Origin of the sequence: Flavitalea sp. (assembly GCF_035489435.1) — a bacterium.
Taxonomy (GTDB): Bacteria; Bacteroidota; Bacteroidia; order Chitinophagales; family Chitinophagaceae; genus DATHKG01.
Window position 1 is genome coordinate 38,424 of the sequence record NZ_DATHKG010000124.1, and the last position, 24,522, is coordinate 62,945.

Consider the following 24,522-nt stretch of genomic DNA (forward strand, 5'->3'; position numbering starts at 1 on the left):
TATAAATTTTATAAACATAAGTAACCTTCTAAAAATATTAAATCATGAAAAACATTACTGGCATTACTAAATGGATAGGGATCATACTGCTTATATTCATGGTCTTGTTGCTTCTTGCCATCTGGCATTGGAAACCGGGAGCAATTGTTATGACCCTTATTCTGCTGATCGGTGCCGCCGGTCTTTTGTATGGTATGGTGACGAAGAACATGATGAGCAATAAGACATACCAGATCGCTGTTGTTGTGGCGATTGCCGCAGTGTTACTCCTCGCCTGGATGAATGCTGCAGTTGGCGGTATTCTTGGGGACAACCCCGCCAACATGATGTATTTCGGTGTGCTCCTCATCGGGTTAACCGGTGCCATCATCGCACACTTAGAACCACTTGGAATGTCACGCGCTTTGCTTGCAACGGGGTTCGCGATTGTGCTGGTGCCTGCGATTGCGTTGATTATCGGCACGCCCGCTTTTGCCAACGGTGTATTAGCAGTGTTTGGTCTCCATGCGTTCTTCGCCTTGCTATTTATTGGATCGGCGTTGCTGTTTCAACGGGCCGCCCACAAACAAAACAGTCACGATGTTAATCACATGGCTTGACTGCAGATATTCTTGACTGCAGATATTCTTGACTGCAGATATTTTTGACTGCAGATATTTTTGACTGCAGAAATTAAGGAAGGCAATTTGCTTTGTCAACGGTATTTGTTCGCCTACCTATTTCTGGATTACCCGGTTATTACCTATTATTACTTGGTTATTTCCTGGTTATCTCCAGGTTATTACCTGTTTATTACCTTGTTTGATAAATGACCGATACATCGGTCATTGTAAGGCGATATTGACCGATGTATCGGTCAAATTAAAAAAGTCATTGAAAACAGAGTCCGGCTTCTTCCAGCCGAGATGAATTACGCCCCGATGAATTATGACTTCTCAGACGAATTATTACACAACCCTTGATTTGCATACAATGTTCAGGGCTTTGCATACAGCGGGGTCGCTAACCTTAGCGACATTTGGCCCATGAAAATAAACAATATGGAAATCAAAAATATTGCATTGGGAAGCCAGGGCCTGGTTGTACCAATTATCGGTTTGGGTTGTATGGGCATGACGGGTTTTGAAGAAGGAACTATATATGGACAGGCCAATGAACAAGAGGCCATCGCCACCATACCAAAATAAGAATGTCCGTTTTTCTTCTTGTGGCAATCCGATCATTTGCAAATAAAAAGAGACTGTCTTTCAACAGTCTCTTCGATAACAGGGGAAAGGGTCGTTATAGTTTCACTATCCTTAATGTTTGCTGTTTATTTATTCCTTCCAACTTCAATATGTAGATACCATTTTTCAGGAAACTGAAATCCTTACTGATTGTTAATTGACCTGGAATGGTTTTCCATTGATGTATCAATCTGCCATGGCTATCAAACAGTTTCATTGTGTGATAGATTGTATCATCCGGTTTAATCACAACATGTCCGGTTGTTGGATTGGGATATACACTCAGACTGGATTTACCATTTTTATAGAACATTTCGCTGCTATAGCCAGCAGCGGATTGATTGAAGCTGATACCCTTTGGCACAGTTCCACAATTATCAATAACAAACCAGTTAAACCTGAAGGTTCCGGAAACTACATGTATCCCGGTATAACTTAGTGCAGGCAAAGTGATCGTATCGGTAATGGTTTGCCACTGACCGCCTGTAGACGGGATAGTTATTACTCCGAAATTATAATTGCTGTGACCAATCTTTATCTGTGCAGGTGCAGTAGACGATACACGAAAGCTGATCCTGTATAAACCTGTGGCGGGAACATTTAATGTATTATAGGCAAAATAATGTCCTGGCGCAAGACCCGTAAAATTCTGTCCGCCACCCAGATCCGAACATGTTTCCAGCACTGGTCCGGAATGCCGGGCGGAAAAGCTCTCCGCCTCATATTTTGTATTCACAGAGCATTCAACTACATTAACCCAGGCTGTATCAGTAAGCGTGCCGGCAGTAGCAATTACAGCATAAATCCCGGTTGCCGAATTAACCGTTACCAACCCGCTGGAATCAACAGTGTTATTCGTGCCATTTACTGACCATTGCAATGGTGCTGATAACGATACAGGTTGGTTATTAATATCGTAACCGCGAGCCGCAAATTGATGGGTGCCGCCAACCGCAAGGGTGATCATGTCGGGAGTCAGTTCCATGCGCACTGGTTGTTTGGGCAACTCCGCGCAGTTATCGATCGTAAACCAGTTGAATTTAAATGTTCCCGATACTGCATTGATTCCTGTATAGGATAAAGCCGGAAGAGTCAATGTATCTGAAATCGTTTGCCATTGCCCGCCGGTAGAAGGCACATCAATGATGCGGAATGTGAATGCGCCGTGGCCGATCTTAATTTTAGCGGGAGCCGTGGTAGAGACGCGCAGGCGGATATTGTATTTGCCGGCCGATGGCACTTTAAGCGCACTGTATGCAAACCATTTTCCTGCGGTGATGCCTTCAAAATGCCGACCGCCATCCGTATCATCTGTATTGACCAGGTATGGTCCTGCCGCATTCGAAGAAGCGGATTCGGCCTCGTATCGATTGTTGACAGTACAGGTATAACCTAACTCCAATTCCAATGTTCTGCTCACACCTCCTGAAGTTGCCGTAACGAAATAAGTTCCGGGCATATTACCTGCAGTTAGCAAACCGTTTGTGCCGATAGTATTGTCATTGCCGGTAACGAACCAAAATACCGTGTCAGTTAATGGCACCTGTGTATCATATTGATCAAATCCTTTGGCCGTGTACTGTTGTGAAGCACCCACAGGTATGATTAAGGTATCTGGTTTTATTTCTATCCTTGTTAGAACCGGAACACCAAACACATTTACAATAGCACTTCCGCTCAGGTGTTTTGAAGAAGCTGCAATAATCGTATACTGACCTGCAGAGTCGGATGTAAAGAGACCGGTTGTATTAACTGCGGCATTGGAACTGGAAACTGTCCATACAGGATCTGGTGAAAGCATAATATAATTGCTGTCCTTATCATACCCGAGCGCCTTAAATTGTAAAGATTCTCCTGCAAAGATCCGGGCACTGTCAGGCTGTATCACCACGCTTTTTACTTTGTGTTTATTTGCCTTAACGATCTGTAGCCAGTTGAAATTCCAGCCGGGAGACTCCGAGGTCAGGCGGATCGTTTTTTGCCCCGGTCCAAATACGATGGGAGCGGAGATAACAGTTATCCAGGTTTGCCAGCCACCACTGGCGGGAAGTTGAACAGTTGTCAACTCAGTTGTATCGATGGCGATTTTCAGACTTGAAGCCGAATTCGCCGCTACCCTCAGCTGGAGGCGATATGCTTTTGAGTCAGGTACATCGATATCATATTCAAACCATGATCCTTTACCGATATAACTTACATTCAGCACGCCACTGGTATCAGCAGTGGTTTCCGTGCAACATACATTTGAATTATCAAAATCTTCGGCTTCTATCCTTGCAGGTATCGATTTATAATCAGTAGGTCTTACTGTGATATTGGTTAATCCTGATACCGTTATATTTTCAACCGTAGTGGTTGCAGTAACCACACCTGAGCTTTGAATGGTGGCGAAACCATCAGCATTGATCACGTTACCAGTTCCTGAAATACTCCATGTTGGAGTAATGCCGTTTATTACATGACCGTTCTGGTCTTGTATTCTGGCTATGAACTGTTGTGTTTTCCCCGGTAGAACAGATATGCTGTCCGGTGTGATAATAATCGAATTCAATACCGGCGTTCCCAATCCTTTTTGTGAAATGTGCACCCAATCAACGAGCATGCTGTCTGGCCAGTCAGCTTCCACGATATTGCCGCCCATTCCTCCTCCCATAGCAATATTCAGGATAACATAAAACGGTTTGTCGAATGGCCAGTCTTTCCAATCGGTTTGAGGATTAACATATGTATAAAAACCAACGCCATCATGAGTAAATCGCAATGAATCGGGAGACCACTCCAGTCCGTACACATGATATACTGTATCGAGGTCGGGCATCATCTGATTGCCACCAAGGTTGCCGCCGTTTGTCCAGTTTTTGTTTTCGGTGTGTACGGCGGCCATGGCTTTACCAAAACTATTTCCTACATGCTCGAGGATATCAACTTCACCGCTTTTGGGCCAGTTGCCATAAGCATTGGTTGTTGGCATCAGCCAGAATGCTGGCCATGAACCTCTCGCTCTCGGTAGTTTTGCTCTCATTTCTACTTTACCATATAAAAATTCCATTTTGCGAAGAGAAGTGACACGGGCTGAAGACCAGGGTTCATCTGGATTACCGGTTGGAAAATCTTTTTTTCCAGTGATGACGAGATTACCATTTCTCACACGGGCATTGTCACGTGTGGAATCGGTGTATACCTGCTGCTCACTGTTGATCCATCCCTTAGGGTGTGGATCGATGTTCCATTTGGTACGATCGGGTAGTCCTTCTGTTTCGAACTCGTCATAGTATATCATCGTCCAGCCTGGATTGCCGTCGAACACTACAATTCCCTTTGCATTATAGCTAACAATATTAGGATTTTGCAACTCATTACCGTTTACTGTTAGTGTAAAAGTTGTAGTAGAATAGTTTACCGTTGAGTTGCCGCTTAGAACAATATTGACAGTGGTGTCGTTCATCCTTAGCAGGTTACCAATCGATACGCCCTGGGGAAGACCCGAACTAATCCAGTTAGCTACATTGAGTGTTGTTTTAAATTTGTCGCCACTCAACTTTACCTCAATCACCTTGCCATTCTCCTGGCCCATCGGAATATTCATTTTTGTAAGGTTGATACTGGTTGAATTGGGAGCCTGTATCTGATCAAAATATAATATTCCATTTGCTTTTTTACCATCCATGAACTGGATAGTTATGCGATTCAGATCTGTTCGGTTACTCGCACCAGGAAAAGTAAACACAGCTTCTTCCCATTGATTTATATTCTTAATGCGGTATGTTTGAAACACAGCCTGCGCGAAGTCGCCGCCCGGTTGAAGCTTGAACAATACCTCTTCGATCACATTGCTGTACACCAGCATTTTAAAAGTATTGTTGCCAGACAGGTCAAACGGGGATCCCAGCGTAACGGCTGCGGCCATGTAAGGGGAACAGGTAGTATCCTTTGTAAATTTGGCAACATGGGAACTTTTATTAAGGCCGGAAGGAGCCGGGTTGGGCTCATGGAAGAGTACAGAGCCTGTGGCATTCGCTCCGGCATTATAGATCCAGTTTCCCGAGGCAGGCCCGTTGCCTTCCATATCATCAACCAGCACTAATTGGGCCCGCAATTTGTTATTACCAAATAGGGCAGATAAAAGCAGCAAAGCAATAATTTTTTTCATATAGCGTCAGAATTTGGTATAAAAATTTATCTGTTCAACCTCAGTTGAAGCAATCGCAACGGACACATTTACTCCGGCATAAAATTTACTGCGGTATAAACAAAACAGCATCGGCAGATACAATACCATCCGCCTTGTTATTGGAAATTTCTACATACACTTTTTTATCCTTTGCCAGCCGATGTAGTCCAAGACTGATCCATTCACCGGAGGTTTGCCCTTCCACTTTAATGTCTTCGGCTTTAATGACTATCTTTTTTATATTGTTGCCATCGTAAATATTGACAGATGTGGTGGAAGAAAGGCCCTGTAGTTTAGGTATGTAAGTATAGATATGATAAGTACCCGCCCGTGGCAAAACGGGGGTAAACCGAATAACCTTGTTGCCGGTTCCGTTGCTGGAATCAACAAGCATCGACATTCCGTAGGCGCCTTGTTTACGAACGTTCCAATCACCAGTTACAGTTACCTGCGATGAGTTGTCATTATCAACTAATACTTCCGGTGTTTTTCCGTTCATCAGTGGATTTGATGTCAGCAATGATCTTAATTCCTTCACATCGACCTTATGTACGTCATTATCTTTTTCAATTGCAAGCGCAGCGGCGATTGCTGCCGATTGTCCCAGTACCATGAACACAGGTTCCATCCTGATAGATCCATAAGCAATATGGCTGGCAGACAAACAAACCGGAACCAGCAGGTTTTTGCATTCAGCTGATTTAGGGATAATGGAACGATAAGAAATGGGATAAGGTCCGAAACCACCGATCTCGACATTACCTTCATTCTTTACCATGCCATTAAATACAATTCGCTGACAGTTGTGCGAATCCATGGTATAAGCCGCCAAACCCACGGTATCGTTTACCGTTTCCCGTCCCTCACAGTTGGCCTGGGTCATAACGTATTCACCAATCATCCGGCGCGCTTCCCTTACATACATCTGCGGCGTCCAGTTATTGTTATCTGTATATTCATCTTTAGGATATCCCCATTTAAGCATTTGTTTTCTCAGGTGTTCCGGCATCCGCTCATCATGTCCGATAAAATAGAGGAGGCCTTTCGTATAGTCCTCATGAGCTTTCTGTATTTTTTTTCTTGTTGCGTAGTCGGATTCCGGGTAATTATTGCTCATGCCGATCATGTCGGTGGAGAATGGACCGTTATTGTTGATATCCGTTTTGTTATTCGGCATCAGGTCGAACTTTAGAAATCCCCAGAGATCTCCGGGTACCTTCTTTTTGAGATAACGCAATAATAATTCGTACCTGGCCGAATCGTAATTATCCGGCCTTTCAATGGGCACCATGTTATCTGCTTTATTGCTCAGGCATATGCGGAAATTATAAGCCTGTACTTTTTTATCGCCGCTGCCATGTTCTTTAAGCAGCTCATTACTTATACCCCATACCAGCCCGCTGCTGCTGTCTCCGGGTGTTTTATAAGGATCTATTCCGTCGGGGAATTGGTGTCCTTTCAGGAGTTGAACACCATTATAGGTCTCTTTATAAAGACTATTGGCTTCCCGTCCAACAGTATAGGATACACCGGCTTTTGCCATCAGATCTCCTTCATAGGAACAATCAATGAATACCTTCGCTTTTACTTGTTGTTGTTTTCCGGATGCATCATACACTGTTATTGATATGATGTTTCCGTTCTTCTTCTCCACTGCTGAAAGCTGGTGTCCATACCATACATTCACCTTCGCGTCTTTGATGTATTGTTTCATGATATTCTCTGCCACATGCGGCTCGAATATCCACTGTTCCAGCTTTCCATAATATTTACCAATGCGGCGATAAAAATCGAGGGACAAACCATTAATCGCATATTTATTGCCAATATCTGTATAACCCAATCCACCGGTTGTTAATCCGCCAGGATGCTGACCGGGCTCAATGAGCAATACCTTTTTATTCATCTTTGCAGCTGTATAGGCTGCTATTACACCGGCAGCATTGCCGCCGAAAATACAAATGTCTGCTTCTATAATGTCTGCTTCTATATTGTTTGCTTCTATATTGTTTGCCCTGGCCTGTTGTCCGGGAATAGATATGATCGCGCATAAGAGCACTGTTATCAATCTGAAGTATATCATAACCTCTCCTGATTTAGAATTAAAAAATATTTGAATTGCTACATCAGTAGCCAGGGTTCTGATCCAAAGTTGGATGCAGGGAAGTATTGCCATTGAACTCGCGGGGAGGGATAGGCCATAACAAATGTTTTTCAGTCATTGTTAATCCTTCTACTTCTTTGATCACCTGTTGAGCAATGCCTAACCGTTTTAAGTCAAACCAATGCTTGCCTTCTCCAACAGTTTCATATCCTCTTTCCATTACTACCCGTCTTACAAAGGCATCGGTGGTTGGAAAATCGGTTGATTTGATATCAATAAGGGGATTAGCGGTTGTAGCCGGTTTGCCATAAGCCCTGCGCCTTACCATATTGAGTTTTTCAACCGCATCGGCTGTGGGACCATTGTTCATTCTTGCTTCAGCTTCGGCATAAAAAAGCAGCAGATCAGCGTATCGGTAAAGCGGGTAATCATTGTTTCCCGACTGTATCGTGGCCTGACGGTCACTGAATTTTTTACACAGTACAGTAGTAGGGGTGACATTGATGTTTGAAGGATACCAGGTAAATGTATAGCGAAGATCCTTCCTGTCCCAATCGCGCAAAAATGGATTGAGAGAGTCACTATATATTGTAGCAAACCCGCCCGGAGGAAAATTTGTGGTTTTTGTAGCGTGGAGATAGGCGAGGTATTGATACCCCTGGCCAGAAACCTTGGATGAAAATTTAAAATAGAAAATTTCCTCTGAAGTATTATTGGCATCCCTGCCGAATAATTTTTCAAAATCATCGGCAACAGTCACGCTAATCAGTGAATACTTGTTTGACTGTATCACTTCGAATGCCGCTTTCCTGGCCAGGTCATATTTTTTAAGAGTCAGGAACAATTCAGCTAATACTGTTTTGGCCGCCCATTTCGAAGGGGTTCCTACCAATCTTGGATTGTCTGTAAGATTGGTTTCAGCAAACAGAAGATCGGATTCAATTAGCTGATAAACTTCCTCCGGACTACTTTTTTTAAGGTTAATGGAGTCCATATTGTGTTCGGTATGCAATGGTACTCCGGCCCAGTTCCTTACCAGGTGGAAATAATACAAACCTCTCAGGAACTTTGCTTCCGCTACATAACGCAGCTTTTCTGCTTCGGTAATATCAGCAAGCGGCGCCTTCTGAATGATGAGATTGGCGTTACGCACACCTTTGTAAAAATTGTTCCAGGAATCTGTGATGCGACCAACATTGGTATTGTCGAGGCCGTCGTAGGAATTCATGGGGGCGAAGCTTCCCCTTCCATACATATATTCGGTGTTTATTTCATGCTGCAGTGTATAGAAGCCACCAAAAGTAGATAAGTAGCGCACTGTTTCATAGATAGCATTCAATCCTGATTCAATCTCGACCGGCGTTTTATAAAAGTTTTCTGCTGCAATCGTCTGCGGATGTTCTTCCAGCATTTTTGAACATGAAGCAAGGAGCACCAGGCTCAAAACAGTTAGTTTGAAAATACTCTTCATATACTATGATTTTCTATTATTAGTTTAAAATCCGCAACGGATTCCGACAGTCACTGATTTGCTATTTGGGTACGCGGTGTAATCAACTCCCTGCACCATCGAGTTGGCAGAACCGTATGCGTTGACTTCCGGATCATATCCGGAATAATTGGTGATAACGATGAGGTTTTGTCCGCTTACATATAGCTGTGCAGATTTCAATGCATTAAATTTCCAGTTAGTTACCGGCAATGTATAGGCAAGTTGAATATTCTTGAATTTCAGGTATGAACCATCTTCGACAAACCTGGTGGAGAAGTTACCATTGATCTTGTTCGAAGGTTTAGGATATTTTGCATCCCGCTTGTCAGTGGTCCAATGATCTGTATACACTTCTTCGATCTGGTTCAGGCCCCAACCCATGTCAAGTGTGCTCGCCTTGTTCAGATTAAAAATATCATTTCCCTGGGAACCCTGAATAAACAATGTCAGCTCGAATCCTTTATATTTCGTGATGGAATTCAGTCCATAGATAAAATCGGGGTTAGGATCTCCGATAATACTTCGGTCGAGCGCATTGATAGCTCCGTCCTTATTCTTGTCCTCGTATTTTATAAGACCGTTATCGGTGTAGCCGGTTTCTTTATACCCATAGAATACATATACGGGTTCATTTTCCCGGAGCAGGTTTACATAATCGTTGATGTTGCCGGTAAAAATATTGGACCCTACAATATCCTGACCATCATACAGCTTAACAATCATATTCCGGTTGAAAGATATGTTTGCTCCAATATTCCATTTCCAATCCCTGTTGTCGATGACACTTGCATCAACAGCCAGTTCAATACCTCTATTGCTAATTTCACCTACATTTTGCAGAGATGTTTCATATCCAAAAGACGTGGGCAACTGTACCTGGTTCAGCAGGTATTTAGTTTGTTTGTAATAGAAATCAGCAGTCACGCGGATCCTGTCGTTTAGCAACCCGATATCAACACCCATATCCATCTGATCAGTTACTTCCCATCTAAGTTTACTTGCATATTGTGCCCTGGGCGCATAGCCAATCGATAATGCGTCGCCAAAAATAGTGTTGTAAGGCTGTAATATGTTGAGCGACTGGTAGGCGCTGATGGATGTGTTACCTGTGCGACCGTATGAAGCCCTGAGTTTAAGATCAGAAATTATTCCCGAATTTGCCAGGAATTTTTCATTGGATGCCTTCCAGGCGATGGCTGCAGAAGGGAAATTTTCCCATTTGTTCTCATCGGAATACGGAGAATATCCATCGCGGCGGAAGCTTAGCGTAAAAAGATAGCGGTTGTCAAAGCCGTAGTTAACACGGCCCACAAAAGATGACAATGCAACTTTTGAATATCGGGAGTTGGGTAGCCCGGATACACCAGCAGACTGAAGGCTGCCGGTAAATACTTCATTGCTCAAAAAGTCAGAAGCATTCCCTGACTCCATTGCCGTACTTTTATCCAATTGGTTGGTGAATCCCCCTACGACATCCAGGTTATGCCTGCCGCTAAAAACGTTTTTGTAGCTAATGATGTTTTCGTTCAACAAACTGGTGTACTGACTTGTGGCAACGTTGGCGACACCTACAGAATTCAATGCATAGGGTTCCCTGTTCCTGAAATTATCATTGCGGTTATTACTGTTCAGTAAATTTCCCGATATGCGTACGGTCACATTTTTAACCGGCTTGATGTTGAGACTCAGGTTGGCAACAATATCATCCACCTTAGTTTGATTGGTCACTTCGTTTTTGGTAGCGACAGGGTTAACCAGTGCATTGGAAATAAAAGGATAGATAGTATTGAGACGTACATAGTGTCCGTCGTTCGTGTACGGGCCTACTGTAGGCGGTGCAAAAAGCATTCCGCCGAACATATCGCCGCCTCTGTTTCCCAATTGTGAATTTTGTGAACTCCTGTCAGATCGCGTATAGGTGCTGTTATAAGCCACATTGAAGATCTTGCTGATTTCGTGATTCAGGTTTATCCTCAATGAATACCGGTTGTAATCAGAATTAGGAATGATCCCTTCCTGTGAAAAAACGCCCCCGGAAAGAAAGTACGAAGTTCTGTCTGATCCACCGCTGACGCTTATGCTCGTGTTATACATGGGTGCATTGCGTAACAACAGGTCCTGCCAGTCAGTGCCCTTCACATTTTTGAACGAGTCTACCTGTTGTTGTGAAAAATAGGGTGCCAGTCCATCATTCACCGCCTGCTCGTTGTAAAGGGATACGTATTGGTGCGGTGTCAGCAATTTCATTTTTTTAGTGATCGACTGCACACTGTATCCCATATCGAGCTTTACGCTTGTGGGTTGATTTTTTTTACCCGAACGGGTGGTGATCAGTACCACGCCGTTGCCGCCCCTTGAGCCATACATAGCAGTGGACGACGCATCTTTTAAAATTTCCATTGATTCTATATCCGCATTTTGCAGATAGGTAGGGCTGCTGGGAAGTCCATCAATTACATATAAAGGTTCGTTGCCACCCAGAATCGAATTAGCTCCCCGTATACGTACGCTGATGGGACTACCCGGAGCTCCATTGTTCTGTATCACTCTTACACCCGCTGCGCGGCCGCTGAGCGCCTGTATCACATTAGTAGTAGGATAAGAATTGATATCGCCCGCCTTTACCTGGGAAACGGAACCGGTAAGATCACTTTTCTTGATACTGCCATAGGCCACTATAACGATCTCCTCATTGCTTTCTATCTGTGCGTTAAGTACGATATTCAAAAAATCATTGCTGTTTTCTATCTTGACTTCCTTCGGGCTATAGCCCACATAAGAAATCACCAGGATAGTACCGGGATCTACTTCAACGATAAAATTTCCGCTGGCATCGGTTTTTGAACCTTTATTCCCGTTTTTTACTAATACTGAAGCGCCAACCAGCGGCTGTTGTTCTGCATTCACCACGCGGCCTTTTACCAATACAACAGGTGATTGTTTTTCTGCTGACGAATCCTCTTTAATTTTTACAACGATCGTTGTTCCAACTATCGAATAAGTTAAAGGCTGATCTTTAAAGCAGGCGTCAAGCACGTCTTTCAATTGCTCATTGCTTGTATGCAGCGTAACCTTCTGTGCCTTTTCAATAAGCGACTGATCGAAAAAGAAGACGTACTCGCTTTGCTTTTCAATAATCGTGAAGACCTGCGCCAATGGAACGTCTTTAACCTTGAGTGAAATTTTCTGGCCAAACCCTACAGCGCTTGCCTGCAAACAAACCGATAATATTATTACCGTAGTCAGTTTCATAATAAGCATCATTTTAGCAATTGGTCTCCATACGAGACACGGGGGCTTGCGATTAGCTCTAAATAGCATACCTTTAATTGTGTGTTTTTACATTAACAATACCTCTTCTTTAAATCGGAAGAGCTTACCCAAAAAATTGTTATGGAAACCATGTCAAGCCGGTAGTGCGCCAACACTCCGGCTTTTGTTTCCTAAATATCCAGAATAATTATTTTGTCTCCTTCAATGCGTGAGTGCACCTTACTCTCTTCAAGTATTTTAATTACGTTATTGATATCACTTTTCCTGGAGATCTTACCTCCAAACTTCCTGGTTGGAATTTTGCCTTCATACATTACATCTACATTGTACCACCGCTCCACCTGTCGCATCAACACTGCCAGCGAGGTATGATTGAATTGAAAATAGCCATTCTTCCATGCGATCGTTTCTTCAAGATTTACATCATTGACCACCTTCAATGCTGCACCCGTTTTGTGCATCGCTTGCTGACCGGGTCGCAAGGTGATTTTCTCCTTATCTTTTGTGACATTTACGGCGCCCTCAAATAAAGTGACAACCGTTGCTTCCTCATTTTCGTATGCCATCACATTGAAATGAGTGCCCAGTACATTTACAGCCATTCCGTTCACCTTAACAGTGAAAGGGCGCTTAGCATCCCTGGCAACTTCAAGAAAAGCTTCACCTGTTAATTCAACGGTTCTTTCACCAGCACCGAATGCCGAAGGATACTTTATCGAAGACACTGAATTCAGCCAGACTTTAGTCCCATCTTCCAGTTTGAGCACGTATTGTCCGCCTCTTGGTGTTGAAAGGGTATTAAAAGTTGTTTGAGGCGAATATGTACCAGTCTTCTGATCTTTATTGTATACAACCTGATCGTTTAATTTTACTACTCTGCTATTTCCTTGTAAAGCCAGCGTTCCGTTATTGGTGCTATCCAAAATTATTATAGTACCATCCGATAAGGTCAGCATGGCTTTATCGCTGCCAGGCATAATTGCAGGTTTATGATCAGCTACAGCGACGTTATCTGCAGATGGTTTCGCTTTGTCCTTAGCATTAAAAAAAATCCATGTACCCGCTATTAGTAAAACCAGTACTGTGGCGGCGGCCATCATGAATGCAGCAATTCTTCTTTTCCGTGGTTCCATCAGCACAGCCGGTTGATGTTGCAGTATTTCAGCAAGCATTTCCGCGCTTTTATCCTCATTGAAAAACGGGTCCTGGTCCGGAATTTCGTCCCAGATTTTTTTTAGCTGTTCTTCAACGTTGTTGCCTTTAATTAACGATTTCAGTTCGTCTATCTCCTCCTGGCTTACTGTCCTATTGTGAAAACGCTGTAATAAAAATTTTAATCTGGTGTTTCTTATATCCATAAGTAAGGCCTGAAATGACTGGGAAGGAAAGGCTCCCTGAAGAAGACACAAAAATTAGAAAAAAGGGGGTAGCCCGCCGGATATTTCTATAAAAAAAGCAAATAGACGATCCAAAAAACAGGATATAACCGGGCATTGACAAATTTTGTAATAGAAGAAACGGCAAGACCCAGGTAAGATTTTACTGTTTCCCTCGATAGCTTTAATTCTGTTGCTATCTCTTTATATTTTAACCGGCGATAGCGGCTGAGGATAAAAACTTTTCTTTGTTGTTCTGGTAATTGATTGATGGCTTGTTCAAGAAGTATGTAAGAATCATTATCAAAAGATTCTTCATTAATGCCGGATGAATGCTCGTAATCCCTGGAAAGATCTTTTTTGAGTGTTCTTTCTTTTGTAATTGTACGCAGGGAGTTTAAGGCTTGATTTTTGGAAACTATAAAAAGCCAGGCTTTGAAATTGGTTACTCCTGTTAAAGCTTTACGACCAACCCATATTTTCAGAAAAACATCCTGCACAATTTCTTCCGACAATTCCCTGGATTGGGTCAGCTGATAGATGTAGATACCGAGTATGTTGTGATACCCGTAATACAATTTGCTAAAGGCAGTTTCATCGCCGTTAGCGACCTGTTGCAACAGATCCGTTTCGTTATTTGAAGCAGGGGCAAGCAATTAGTATAATTGGTTCTCTTTGCTGCAATATAAATATATTATCAATATTGTGCAATGAAAAATATCTGACTTGGTTACAAAACGCTAGACCCTTTTGATTCTTATATCGTACACAAAATCTTCAATTTCTGTCACACTGTAGGCTTTGCCTGAACCCTTCATTGGGTTAAGCAAAAAATTAAACTCCTTCGGGATAATGACCGAAGGAATGCCAAATCCCGGGAAATTTTTCTTTAATAAACCGGTTCCGTAATCTTTTGCAGAGGTCGGAGCCGGGGAATCGCGCCAATCGCCAGGTAGAGAAGAAATTGGGACCATGAAAAAATTTGCAGCTTCATCCTCCGGCACATGGATAGTGATGATACTTAACGCCCGGGGTATATCATCAAGGTTTGTATTCACAGTGTATTCCAGTATGGCCAGCGCCCTGCTTTCCGAAGTATAGATACATGGTGTGCCTGAATGATTCCATCTGCCACCATGAAGTCTTGCTCCTTCGCCATCTACCGTCCGCGCCCATTTGGTTCTTGCAATCCTGTATAAAAGCATAGATTATGAATAAACGCCATGATCTATGCGGCCAATCAAATGCTTTACTTCCTCACGGCCAAAACTGGTGTGCAGGATGTCAAATGGAACCTGACCACCCAGCGCTTTGTTTTTTCTGAAAATCCATTCATTAAACCTTTCCCTTTCTTCAAATACCTCGTATCCATAGGAATAAACGTTAGCGAGCCCCAGGATCTTGTCGCTGACATCTTTATTGAATTTTTCGTTGCCTTTTTTATTGAGCAGCGTTGTCCGGGCTACATTTAAAACTTCGGAGAGTTGATCATAATCCAGACCCGCTTTCTGTTTTAAGTTCTCCAGCGCTTTCTTGGATATGCCTCCTTCAACGAGCTCAATTTTTTCGAATGAACTCATTTTGTACTCCGGCCTGCCTTTACTGGTTTGCAAAACCTGCGATAAATCCCTGAGATAGTGAACCTCGGGTTCATTCACTTCAACAACAGTTTTGGAAACTTTTTGTGACTTAACCAAATTTGTTCCCACAGACCCGCTCTGCACTATTTTTTGTTTTTTTAAATAGCTTTTTTTTATGCCTCCCTTTTTCGACTCCGCAGTTCTGTTTTTAGCCATAGTACGTATTTGTACTAAAAATATTTAATTTTGTACTTATAACCAAATCAATTCAAAATCGATTTTTTTTTAAAACTGTTCAGTGCAAAGTGTATCTATCCAAATGGTACCGACTCCGTTTCACGCTTAATTCGCTCTTGTTCGTAAAGCTGTTTATAATCCGACATCTTTTTTATGCTGACCATGAAACTCCAGCAGAAAATTGAACAGGTGTACACCTGGTTCAAGTTGCAGCTTTTTACGCAGTCGATATCGGCTCAATTCAACACTCTTCACGTTAATATTCATGATATGCGCGATTTCCTTACTGCTGATGTTTAGCCGGAGATAAGCACATAGTTTTATTTCATTGGGTGTTAACCCCGGGTATTCTCTTTTCAATGCCACCAAAAATTCATCATGCACATGGTTGAAATGAAGTGCGAATTGTTCCCAGTCGTGTTTCACTTTTTCCGGTTCCAGCATGCGGATGATTTTCCTGAAATCTTCCTCGTTATGTTCATGTTCATTGCCGGTCTTCTTCATTCTCAGTACTTCGTCCTTAATTTTATGCAGCACTTCGCCGCGCTGGACAAGGTTGATAGATGTTGTGGCCAACTCCTTGTTTATAAGTTGCAATTCAGTTTCCAGCTTCTCATTCTTTAGCTTTACTATCTCTGCTTCGGATTTTTTAATCTCCAGCTGATGCAGATATTGCACGCGCTTGTTTTCCTCCCTATGCAGACGCCGCTGGGTCTCAAATTTTCGTTTTTGACGATGATAAATCGCGACAATGATCAGCCCGAATATGGTGGCGTACAGTAGCCACGCCCAGCCGGTTTTATACCAGGGTGGCAATATGGTAAATCGATAACTCTGTAATACCGGGTGATAGCCTGTGTGGCTACGGACCTTTACCTGAAACACATAATTGCCGGGTGGCAGGTAAAGATATTCCTTCTCTGTTTTTTTGGACCAGGGTGACCATGCCTTGTCAAAATTTTCGAGCATACACGAATATTCCGTGCTCGCCTGGCGGCCGAATAACGGTGATGAGTAAGTGAAATGCAATGTATTCCATGCGTAATCTAATTCAGGTACATGTTGATTCACAGGTCTGCCCCCGATCCCGACCTGCTGCAGGTGACCGCCAAACAGGCTGCTGTCGCGGTCTCCGATAGCCTTCACTGAAGTGATTAGCAGTGAAATTTTATCGGTCATGGATTTATATTTCTCATAGTTCAACAGGTAAAAGCCGTGCTCACCTGCTACAAAGACATTCCGGAGATCATAAGGGTAAATAAAATCATATCCACTGGTCAGCAACCTTGAATCCATTTCAGGAATGAATGTAACCTGAGGCTTCCCGTTGCTGAAGTTGACTACACCAAGATGCTTATTTTTTATGAACCATATATTTCCTTTCTGGTCTTCTTTCAGGTATTGTACCGGTTCATTATCGAAAATTTTTCGAAGGAAAATACAAGGCACAAAGTCATCTTTCTGCGAATCGTATTCAAATAAACCGTTATCGTTGGAAAGAATAATCCGGTTTTTGATCTTGTAGACATAATTCCTGTTTTTAGAAAGGATTTTTTGCTTATCAGTATACGCTGCGAACTTTGGCTGGGGGAAAGTTTTAAAGTCCACCTTAAATAGTCCCAGGTATGGATGGCCAACCCAGGCAATATTATTATCCATGGCAATAAACCTCGATGATTCGAAATGAATATGCCGTAGACTATCATAAAACCGACCGTTTCGATAATCATAAATGTTTATTCCGTTGTAGGTGCCCGCCAGCATATAATCTGAAGGCTCTACCGGGCTCAAGGGCAAAAAAAGCCAGAAGCCGGAACTACCATCGAGCCGTGTTGCATTATTGTTTTCAATTATGTAGGCGCCGTCATTATGTCCCATTATCAATTGATCATTAACTTCCGAAAGGTTCCAGACCTGACCGTGTGTGTTATTGACCCGGGTAAATGCAGATCGCATATTTGAGATATCGCTTTCGGAAGAAACCGGCGCCCGGTATAATCCGCTCGAAAGACCGAGATACAAACTCTGCTTATGAATGATGGCTGCATAAGCAGTATTATGTTCCTGGTCGTCGGGGTAAATATGCCTGATGGCGCTATTGTATGCAATGAAGTCTATGCCATTATCAAGCCCCAACCATATATTTTTATTTTTGTCGGCTGATATAGCAATGATATTGTTGTTCTGTAAGCCTTCGTGACGCGAAAGTCGTTGTATCAGTTTGCCTCTCCGGGTGATGATAAAACATCCTGCAAGAGAAGTGGCAATAGCCAGGTTGTCATCGTTAACCACGATGAGTCCATTGATTATCTTATCCGTTATTTGCCGCAAATCGCCGGACACAAAAGGAGTAAGAATACCTTTGCTATAACAAAATATGCCGGAAGTCTTAGTGACGATCAGCGAACTGTCTCCCTTCAAAGCTACAAAATCGATTAGCTTGGCATCTTTCAGCGTCTTGCCATTTTCGACAAATGGTTCCCAGGTTCCATTTTTATAACGAAGTAGTCCCCGTTCATATTCATTGGCAATCAGCATACCATTGGCATAGCCCATGAAATCCCAGTTGGGGCTGGGATAAGCAATAATTTTGTCGCTTGTAAAGTGGAATATCTTTTTATTTGACCGGAAAAAAACACCGCCATCCAATATGATTACGTTCCATATATCTGCAAACTCGCGCTGATCGGGAGGTATCAAACCTGAAAGGGAATGATACATTAGCAGGCCCGCCTGATCAGGTGCAAAATATCCGATCTCACTCTGAGCACCGACATAGATCCTTCCACCCGGGCCCAGGGCAAGCGATCTGACAATCGATTCGTTTGGCAGTACATACTTTTCCCAGTGGTTACCATCGAAAGTGAGCAATCCTTCATGGTTCGCAACGTAAATTATTCCCAGATCATCCTGAACAATCTTCCAGTTCTGGCTACCGGCATTGTAATCTTCCTTGGTATAACTCACGATATCAGGAATCGCAATAGTGTTTTGTGCGCTGAGTCTCACCACCGAAGGCAATAATATAAGAAACAGTAAAATTGAAACTTTATAGGGATGTTTCATATGAGCAATCGTGATCCTAAGTTAGAAATTTCTGTTGATGTGGTAATGATGAGTTTTGATTCGGGTATTAGACCAAAGTCGACCGAATAATGACGTGGTATTGAGGGGGTGTTTTTTTGGGCCTCCCTAATACTGATACCTACATTAGTGCCAACGAACGCTTTTCTCAATTTTCCAAAACAACTTCTTGCTTATGAAAAAACGACTGCTTTACCAGGTTTCGATTTTTTTTGCGTTGCAAATGATGGTGATTTTTGCAACTGCGCAGACCATCCCTATAAGTGGAAAGGTTACCCAAAAATCCGATAACCAGCCCCTGGCCGGCGCTACCATCAGCGTGAAGGGAAGCACTACAGCCACTGTTTCCGACTCCGCCGGCAACTTCCTTATTAATGTCCCTTCACTTTCTGCGGTTTTGGTAATTACTTATCTGAACATAAAACCTGTGGAGGTTTCTATTCCTGAAAACAAGATTGTTAATGCGCAGATAGATGTCTCAGGCAGTGCCGCAATGGACGAGGTAGTGGTTGTGGGTTATGGTACACAGCGAAAAAGCGTGGTTACCGGCGCTATTTCAAGCGTTAAAGCCAGTGATTTACAAAACGTCCCCAGTAACAGGGTCGAGCAGTCGCTTCAGGGCCGGGTTTCGGGTGTCACGATTCAACAGAACTCCGGACAACCGGGATCTGCTTCAACGATTCGGGTGCGCGGGGTAACCACCTTCGGAGGTGGTAATAATCCGCTTTGGGTGGTAGACGGTGTTGTAGTGGATGCAGGTGCCATTTCTTATCTTAATCAATCGGATATTGAATCCATCGAGGTTTTAAAAGACGCGGCTTCGGCTGCTATCTATGGTACAAGGGCGGCAACGGGTGTTATTCTCATCACTACCAAAAAAGGCAAGTCTGGTAAACTAACAGTTTCCTACAGCGGATTTTATGGTACACAGTCTGCCGAACGTAAGCTGGAAGTGTTGGATGCAACACAGTATGCCACGCTGATGAACGAACGGTCGGTTGCCGGCGGGGGAAGCATTCTTTATGCTAATCCATCCTCTTTTGGTAAAGGAACCGATTGGCAGGATGTAGTATTTAACGACGATGCCCGGAGGTATTCAAATGAAATAAGCCTGAGCGGAGGTAATGACCGATCTACCTTTTATCTCTCGTTCGGTATGTTGGACCAGGATGGCATTGTGACAACTGAAATTTCCAGGTATTCACGCAAAAGCATCCGCATCAACTCCACTCACAAAATCTCAAATGTTTTCACTCTCGGACAAACCTTGTCTTATGCCCGGCAGAAGTCTGTCGGCCTGGGAAACACTAACAGTGAATTCGGCGGGCCGCTGAGTTCGGCAATAAATCTCGATCCTATTACTCCATTGGTAGTAACGGATCCTACGGCAGCAAATGCTCCGCCCTATAACTCAAATCCAGTTTTCCGGGACGTAAATGGCCATCCTTACGGAATTTCGACAATAGTCGGCCAGGAAATGACCAATCCGCTTGCTTATGTACAAACTCGCCTGGGAGCATACAATTGGTCCGATGATATCGTAGGGAACGTTTACCTGGACGCTGCCATCACCAAAGACCTTAAAGTACGGAGCACACTTGGTGCAAAAAAAGCCTATTGGGGTAATATCGGTTTTACGCCGGTTTTCTACCTGAATCCCACAAATAATAATACGCAGAATAACTATTCAAAGGGGGAGAACAATAGCTTCAACTGGAATATTGAAAACACCATTACTTATAATAAGACTTTAAAAGATCACAACTTTACAGCACTTTTAGGTCAGGGTGTTTACGTGGAGAATATTGGTGGAAGTATGGGTGTCACTTTATATAATCTTCCGATCACTAGTTTTCACGAAGCATCCTTCCGTTTTGATATTCCTCAAACCAGCAGGGTATCTTCTGTATCCGATTTGATTCAGCATAAGATAGCGTCTTATTTCGCCAGACTGAACTATAGCTACAAGGATAAATATCTTTTCACGGGAATTATAAGACGCGATGGTTCCACTCGTTTTGGTGACGACCAGAAATGGGGCGTGTTTCCATCCTTTTCGCTGGGCTGGGTAGTGAACAGGGAGAACTTCTGGGCAGATAATGAAGTAATAAATACATTAAAAATCCGTGGCGGATATGGAGTGGTGGGGAATGATGCCCTGGCCGACTTCAGATACCTTTCCACAATCAGCGGCGGATACAATTATACCATCGGCAATTCAGGGGCGGTTACAACCGGCTATTCACCTACCACACTCGACAATCCTGAACTTCGTTGGGAAGAAACTTCGCAGGCCAATATTGGTTTTGACGCAACAATGTTCCGGAACCTCAATCTTACAGTCGACTTCTATAAAAAGAAAACCACGGGTATACTTCGTCCGGTGAATATTCCCGGATATGTCGGGGTGCCCGAAGCTCCTTACGCCAACATTGCAGACATGGAAAATCTGGGAGTTGATCTGGAGCTTGGTTATCGCCAACGTTTCGGAGATATAGGATTTGCAGCCAATGGAAACCTCTCTTTGCTTAAAAACAAGGTTACTTATGTTGCTGCCGATGCTGATTTTATTCCCGGTGACGCAGGTTTCCAATCAATGGGAGAAGTTACGCGTACACAGGTGGGCGAATCTTACAACTCTTTCTTCGGTTACAAAACGATGGGAATATTTCAGAATGACGCTGACGTTCAGAATTATGTTGACGGAAAGGGAGGTGTTATTCAGCCCAATGCCCGGCCAGGTGATTTCAAATGGCTGGATGCTGATGGCGACGGGGCGATTACCCCGGAGGACAGGGTGTTCCTGGGAACCAATATCCCTAAATACACATATGGCCTTACGATTAACCTCGACTACAAAGGTTTTGACCTGATGGTATTTGCACAAGGCTCCGCTGGCAGCAAGATTTTCCAGGGCCTTCGCCGGCTGGATATTGGAAATGCTAATTATTCAGCAAAAGCGATGGGTCGCTGGACAGGAGAGGGTAGTTCCAATGATTACCCCAGGCTGGTAAGCAACGACCCTAACGGCAACTTCGGCAATATGTCTGATTTCTACCTTGAAAACGGCGACTATGCCCGTCTGAAACTGGTACAAATCGGCTATACGTTGCCGGTAAACTGGCTTAGAAGTGTGGGCGTAAGCAGGTTACGCGTTTATATTACTGCCGAGAACCTTGCTACCATCACTGGCTATTCAGGTTATGATCCTGAAGTTGGAGGCGGAGTATTTGGTATCGACAGGGGCCAGTATCCACAGGCACGTTCAATTCTAGGCGGCATCCAGATTCAGTTTTAATCTTATTACTCTTAACCTGAGATTTATGAAAAGTCAATATAAAATTTTAAAAGACAAGGGAACGTTCGTGAGATTTTCCATCCATTCATTGGTTGTTGCCACATTATCACTAATCATGGCAGCCTGTGGTAAAGATTTTGTGACCATTCAACCCGAGGGTGAATTTCTGTCACAAAACTATTATTCTAACCAGCAACAGGCGTACGATGCGTTGGTGGGCGTTTATGATGTGCTCCGCAAAAATTCGGGTGGCTTCGAAAACATGGTTACCATGATGAATGCTGGATCAGACGATCAATACGCCGGCGGAGGTGGTTCTACTGACGGCGCAGGCATACAGAATTTTTCCACACATACACTCAATGATGTAACCATTCCTGGTAGTTTCTGGAACGATCATTACCAGGGGATTTTCAGGGCCAACACGCTACTGGATCGTTTGCCGGATGCTACTATGGACGAAACTAACCGGTCGCGTTTTTCTGCAGAGGCTAAAGCGCTGAGAGCCATTTATTACTTTAACCTGGTTCGTATGTTCAAAAACGTTCCTTTGCTGCTGGAGCCTCCGACCACAGCAACGATTTACGATCCTGAACAGGCGGCGCCTGAAGCAGTTTATATTCAGATTGAAACTGATCTTAAGGAGGCTATTCCAAACCTTCCGGTAAATCTTGCACTCGCAACTGAAGCAGGAAGGATTACCAGAGGTGCAGCCAAAGCGATGCTTGGCAAAGTATATCTGTATCAGAAGAAAAATAGCGAGGCAGTAGCACAGTTTACCGAAGTGAATGGCACTCCCGGATCTGTCAGCCCCCTGGGATACCAGTTGCTTGCCAGTTTCGCCGATTTATGGAAACCGCAAAACAAATTCCATACAGAGTCCGTTCTCGAAGTAATGCATACCGATGCTTCCAATGCCGACTGGGGCTTTTGGGGATCCGGGGCGGATGAAGGCAACACAATAAATGTAATGGTCGGGCCAAGAAGCTACTCCAGACCTGCCGGATCAACAGCTCCCGATCTTCCCTCCGGTTGGAGCTTCAATGTATTTACGGAAGATTTTTACAACTTCATAAAAGACGACCCGCGCTTTGAAGCGACGGTATTTGACCTTAAAGCTCTCAAGACCGCCGGTCAGGCCGACTATATCGAAGGCTATCAGAATACAGGTTATTTCCTGAAAAAATTCCTTCCCACAATGGCCGATGTAAGGACCGGGGGCGGGGCACAGGAGCTTAATTTTAAACAGAACTCCTACATAATCCGGCTTGCCGACACCTATCTGATGGAAGCCGAGGCACTCGGAGCAACAGGTGCCAGGGCCCAGGCTCTGCTTGACGCAGTTCGCGCAAGAGTGGGGCTTTCTACCGTACCCGTTTCGCTTAATGCTATCAAGCTGGAAAGAAGGCGGGAACTTGCAGGAGAAGGGCATCGTTTCTTTGATCTCGTACGATGGGGTGATGCTGCAACCGTGCTGGGTTCGCGGGGATTTGTTGCCGGCAAAAGTGAAGTATTTCCTATTCCGCAAAGGGAGTTGCAGGGAACCAAGCTGATTCAAAACCCCGGCTATTAACAGGGATATCATCACGCATGTATCTACTACTTGTCAAAGAGAGATCTAAACAGATTCTTAAACATTCTTAAACTGACTATATGCATTTATATAAAGGACTCCTCCAGTTAATCGCAGTGCTGGTAGTTATAACAATGAACTCATGCCGAAAAGATTTCCGCGACAATGGTCTTGAAACGGCATTGACACCAACTTTCGTTGTAGAAAATATTTCCGGACGCACGAATAGCTATGTGGTCAGGAACAATACTGAGGGATTTATAAAAACCCGGTGGGACTTTGGTAATGGTAGCGGGTTTGTTGACGGAAAAGAAGTAGACACCATATTCTATCCTGATGCCGGTGTGTATTCAGTAAAAATGCAGGTGATGGGAAAGGGTGGCGTCTTTTACGATGCACCTGCCCGGGACATTACTGTCGCCACCAGTGATCCGGTTGCCGGAAATCTTATTGCCGGTGGAAAGATGAATACTGAAGATGTAGCTAAATGGACCAAAATAGTGATATCGCCGGGTGTAGCGTTTAACCACGTTGACGGAAAGATGGTGGCGACAGGTGGAAGTTGGGGGCATGCAGCGATCTGGCAGAAGGTAACAGTTGTAGCTGGAAAAAAATATCGGTTCGGCATGACCGTTAGTGGGTCCGGTGCTACCGAAACCTGGCTGGAAGTGTTTTTCGGCAGCATTGCACCGGTAAATGGTGTTGATTATTCTGATGGTGGGAATTATATCAGCATGAACACCTGGGCCGGCTGTGGCACAACCAGCTTCAATGGCCCTATCACAACCATCGGTTGTGAAGGCACATTAGTGGGCAAGAATGGTGAGATTACTTTCACCACTGGCGGAGACAAATATCTGCTGATTAAAACCGGGGGCGCCAACCTGGGCACTACAGGTATGGCAGTTGATAATGTCGAACTCCGTGGTATGTGATGATGGGGCTTTTATCAACAGTTTTTATTGAGACATTAAACTTGAATTATGCGAACAATCCTTTCCAGGATAACTAAATTTCATCACATCCTGATTGCCTGTTCTATGCTGATGGCAGCATGCAGCTGCAATAAAAACGGCAATAAAAATGAAACAGCATCACCGGAACCACC

The 24,522-nt window shown here is 43.8% G+C and carries 14 protein-coding genes; 5 read left to right on the forward strand and 9 right to left on the reverse strand.

Features of this window, described 5'->3' with window-relative positions; all coding sequences use genetic code 11:
• The first annotated feature begins 44 nt into the window (after positions 1-44).
• Together VK664_RS20060 and VK664_RS20065 are read left to right on the forward strand one after the other, a co-directional pair.
• A complete protein-coding gene (locus tag VK664_RS20060) occupies positions 45-599 on the forward strand; it encodes a hypothetical protein (RefSeq protein WP_461400484.1) in 555 nt (184 codons plus the stop codon).
• A 441-nt stretch (positions 600-1,040) separates the two neighbouring features.
• A complete protein-coding gene (locus tag VK664_RS20065; RefSeq protein ID WP_461400485.1) occupies positions 1,041-1,187 on the forward strand; it encodes a hypothetical protein in 147 nt (48 codons plus the stop codon).
• 94 nt (positions 1,188-1,281) lie between these two features.
• Here the strand turns inward: VK664_RS20065 and VK664_RS20070 are convergent, their stop codons facing one another.
• The 9 genes from VK664_RS20070 to VK664_RS20110 form a co-directional block, all read right to left on the reverse strand.
• The gene (locus VK664_RS20070) at positions 1,282-5,376 is read right to left on the reverse strand and encodes a carbohydrate-binding protein (RefSeq protein ID WP_461400486.1); all 4,095 of its coding nucleotides are present in this window, start codon (positions 5,374-5,376) and stop codon (positions 1,282-1,284) included.
• Positions 5,377-5,461: 85 nt separating this feature from the next.
• Complete coding sequence (locus tag VK664_RS20075; protein ID WP_461400487.1) at positions 5,462-7,480, reverse strand: FAD-dependent oxidoreductase; 2,019 nt, start codon at positions 7,478-7,480, stop codon at positions 5,462-5,464.
• Between the two features lie 43 nt (positions 7,481-7,523).
• Positions 7,524-8,972, reverse strand: coding sequence for a RagB/SusD family nutrient uptake outer membrane protein (locus VK664_RS20080; RefSeq protein ID WP_461400488.1), 1,449 nt, complete (start codon positions 8,970-8,972; stop codon positions 7,524-7,526).
• Positions 8,973-8,996: 24 nt separating this feature from the next.
• The gene (locus VK664_RS20085; RefSeq protein ID WP_461400489.1) at positions 8,997-12,245 is read right to left on the reverse strand and encodes a TonB-dependent receptor; all 3,249 of its coding nucleotides are present in this window, start codon (positions 12,243-12,245) and stop codon (positions 8,997-8,999) included.
• 191 nt (positions 12,246-12,436) lie between these two features.
• On the reverse strand, positions 12,437-13,624 hold the full coding sequence (locus VK664_RS20090; protein WP_461400490.1) for a FecR family protein: 1,188 nt from the start codon (positions 13,622-13,624) through the stop codon (positions 12,437-12,439).
• A gap of 86 nt (positions 13,625-13,710) precedes the next feature.
• Positions 13,711-14,298, reverse strand: a complete 588-nt coding sequence (locus tag VK664_RS20095; RefSeq protein WP_461400491.1) for an RNA polymerase sigma factor — start codon at positions 14,296-14,298, stop codon at positions 13,711-13,713.
• Positions 14,299-14,382: 84 nt separating this feature from the next.
• Positions 14,383-14,847, reverse strand: a complete 465-nt coding sequence (locus VK664_RS20100; RefSeq protein WP_461400492.1) for an RES family NAD+ phosphorylase — start codon at positions 14,845-14,847, stop codon at positions 14,383-14,385.
• Between the two features lie 3 nt (positions 14,848-14,850).
• Positions 14,851-15,438: a type II RES/Xre toxin-antitoxin system antitoxin gene (gene parS / locus VK664_RS20105; RefSeq protein WP_461400493.1), complete on the reverse strand. Its 588-nt coding sequence runs from the start codon at positions 15,436-15,438 to the stop codon at positions 14,851-14,853.
• 153 nt (positions 15,439-15,591) lie between these two features.
• Positions 15,592-18,525: a two-component regulator propeller domain-containing protein gene (locus VK664_RS20110; protein ID WP_461400494.1), complete on the reverse strand. Its 2,934-nt coding sequence runs from the start codon at positions 18,523-18,525 to the stop codon at positions 15,592-15,594.
• A 193-nt stretch (positions 18,526-18,718) separates the two neighbouring features.
• Between VK664_RS20110 and VK664_RS20115 the strand changes: the two genes are divergently transcribed.
• The 3 genes from VK664_RS20115 (at position 18,719) to VK664_RS20125 (ending at position 24,349) form a co-directional block, all read left to right on the forward strand.
• Positions 18,719-21,841 (forward strand): SusC/RagA family TonB-linked outer membrane protein, encoded by a 3,123-nt coding sequence (locus tag VK664_RS20115; protein WP_461400495.1) that lies wholly within the window; start codon positions 18,719-18,721, stop codon positions 21,839-21,841.
• A gap of 25 nt (positions 21,842-21,866) precedes the next feature.
• Entirely contained in the window at positions 21,867-23,414 is a 1,548-nt protein-coding gene (locus VK664_RS20120) for a RagB/SusD family nutrient uptake outer membrane protein (protein WP_461400496.1), read from the forward strand.
• A gap of 80 nt (positions 23,415-23,494) precedes the next feature.
• Entirely contained in the window at positions 23,495-24,349 is an 855-nt protein-coding gene (locus VK664_RS20125; RefSeq protein WP_461400497.1) for a hypothetical protein, read from the forward strand.
• Positions 24,350-24,522 lie beyond the last annotated feature (173 nt).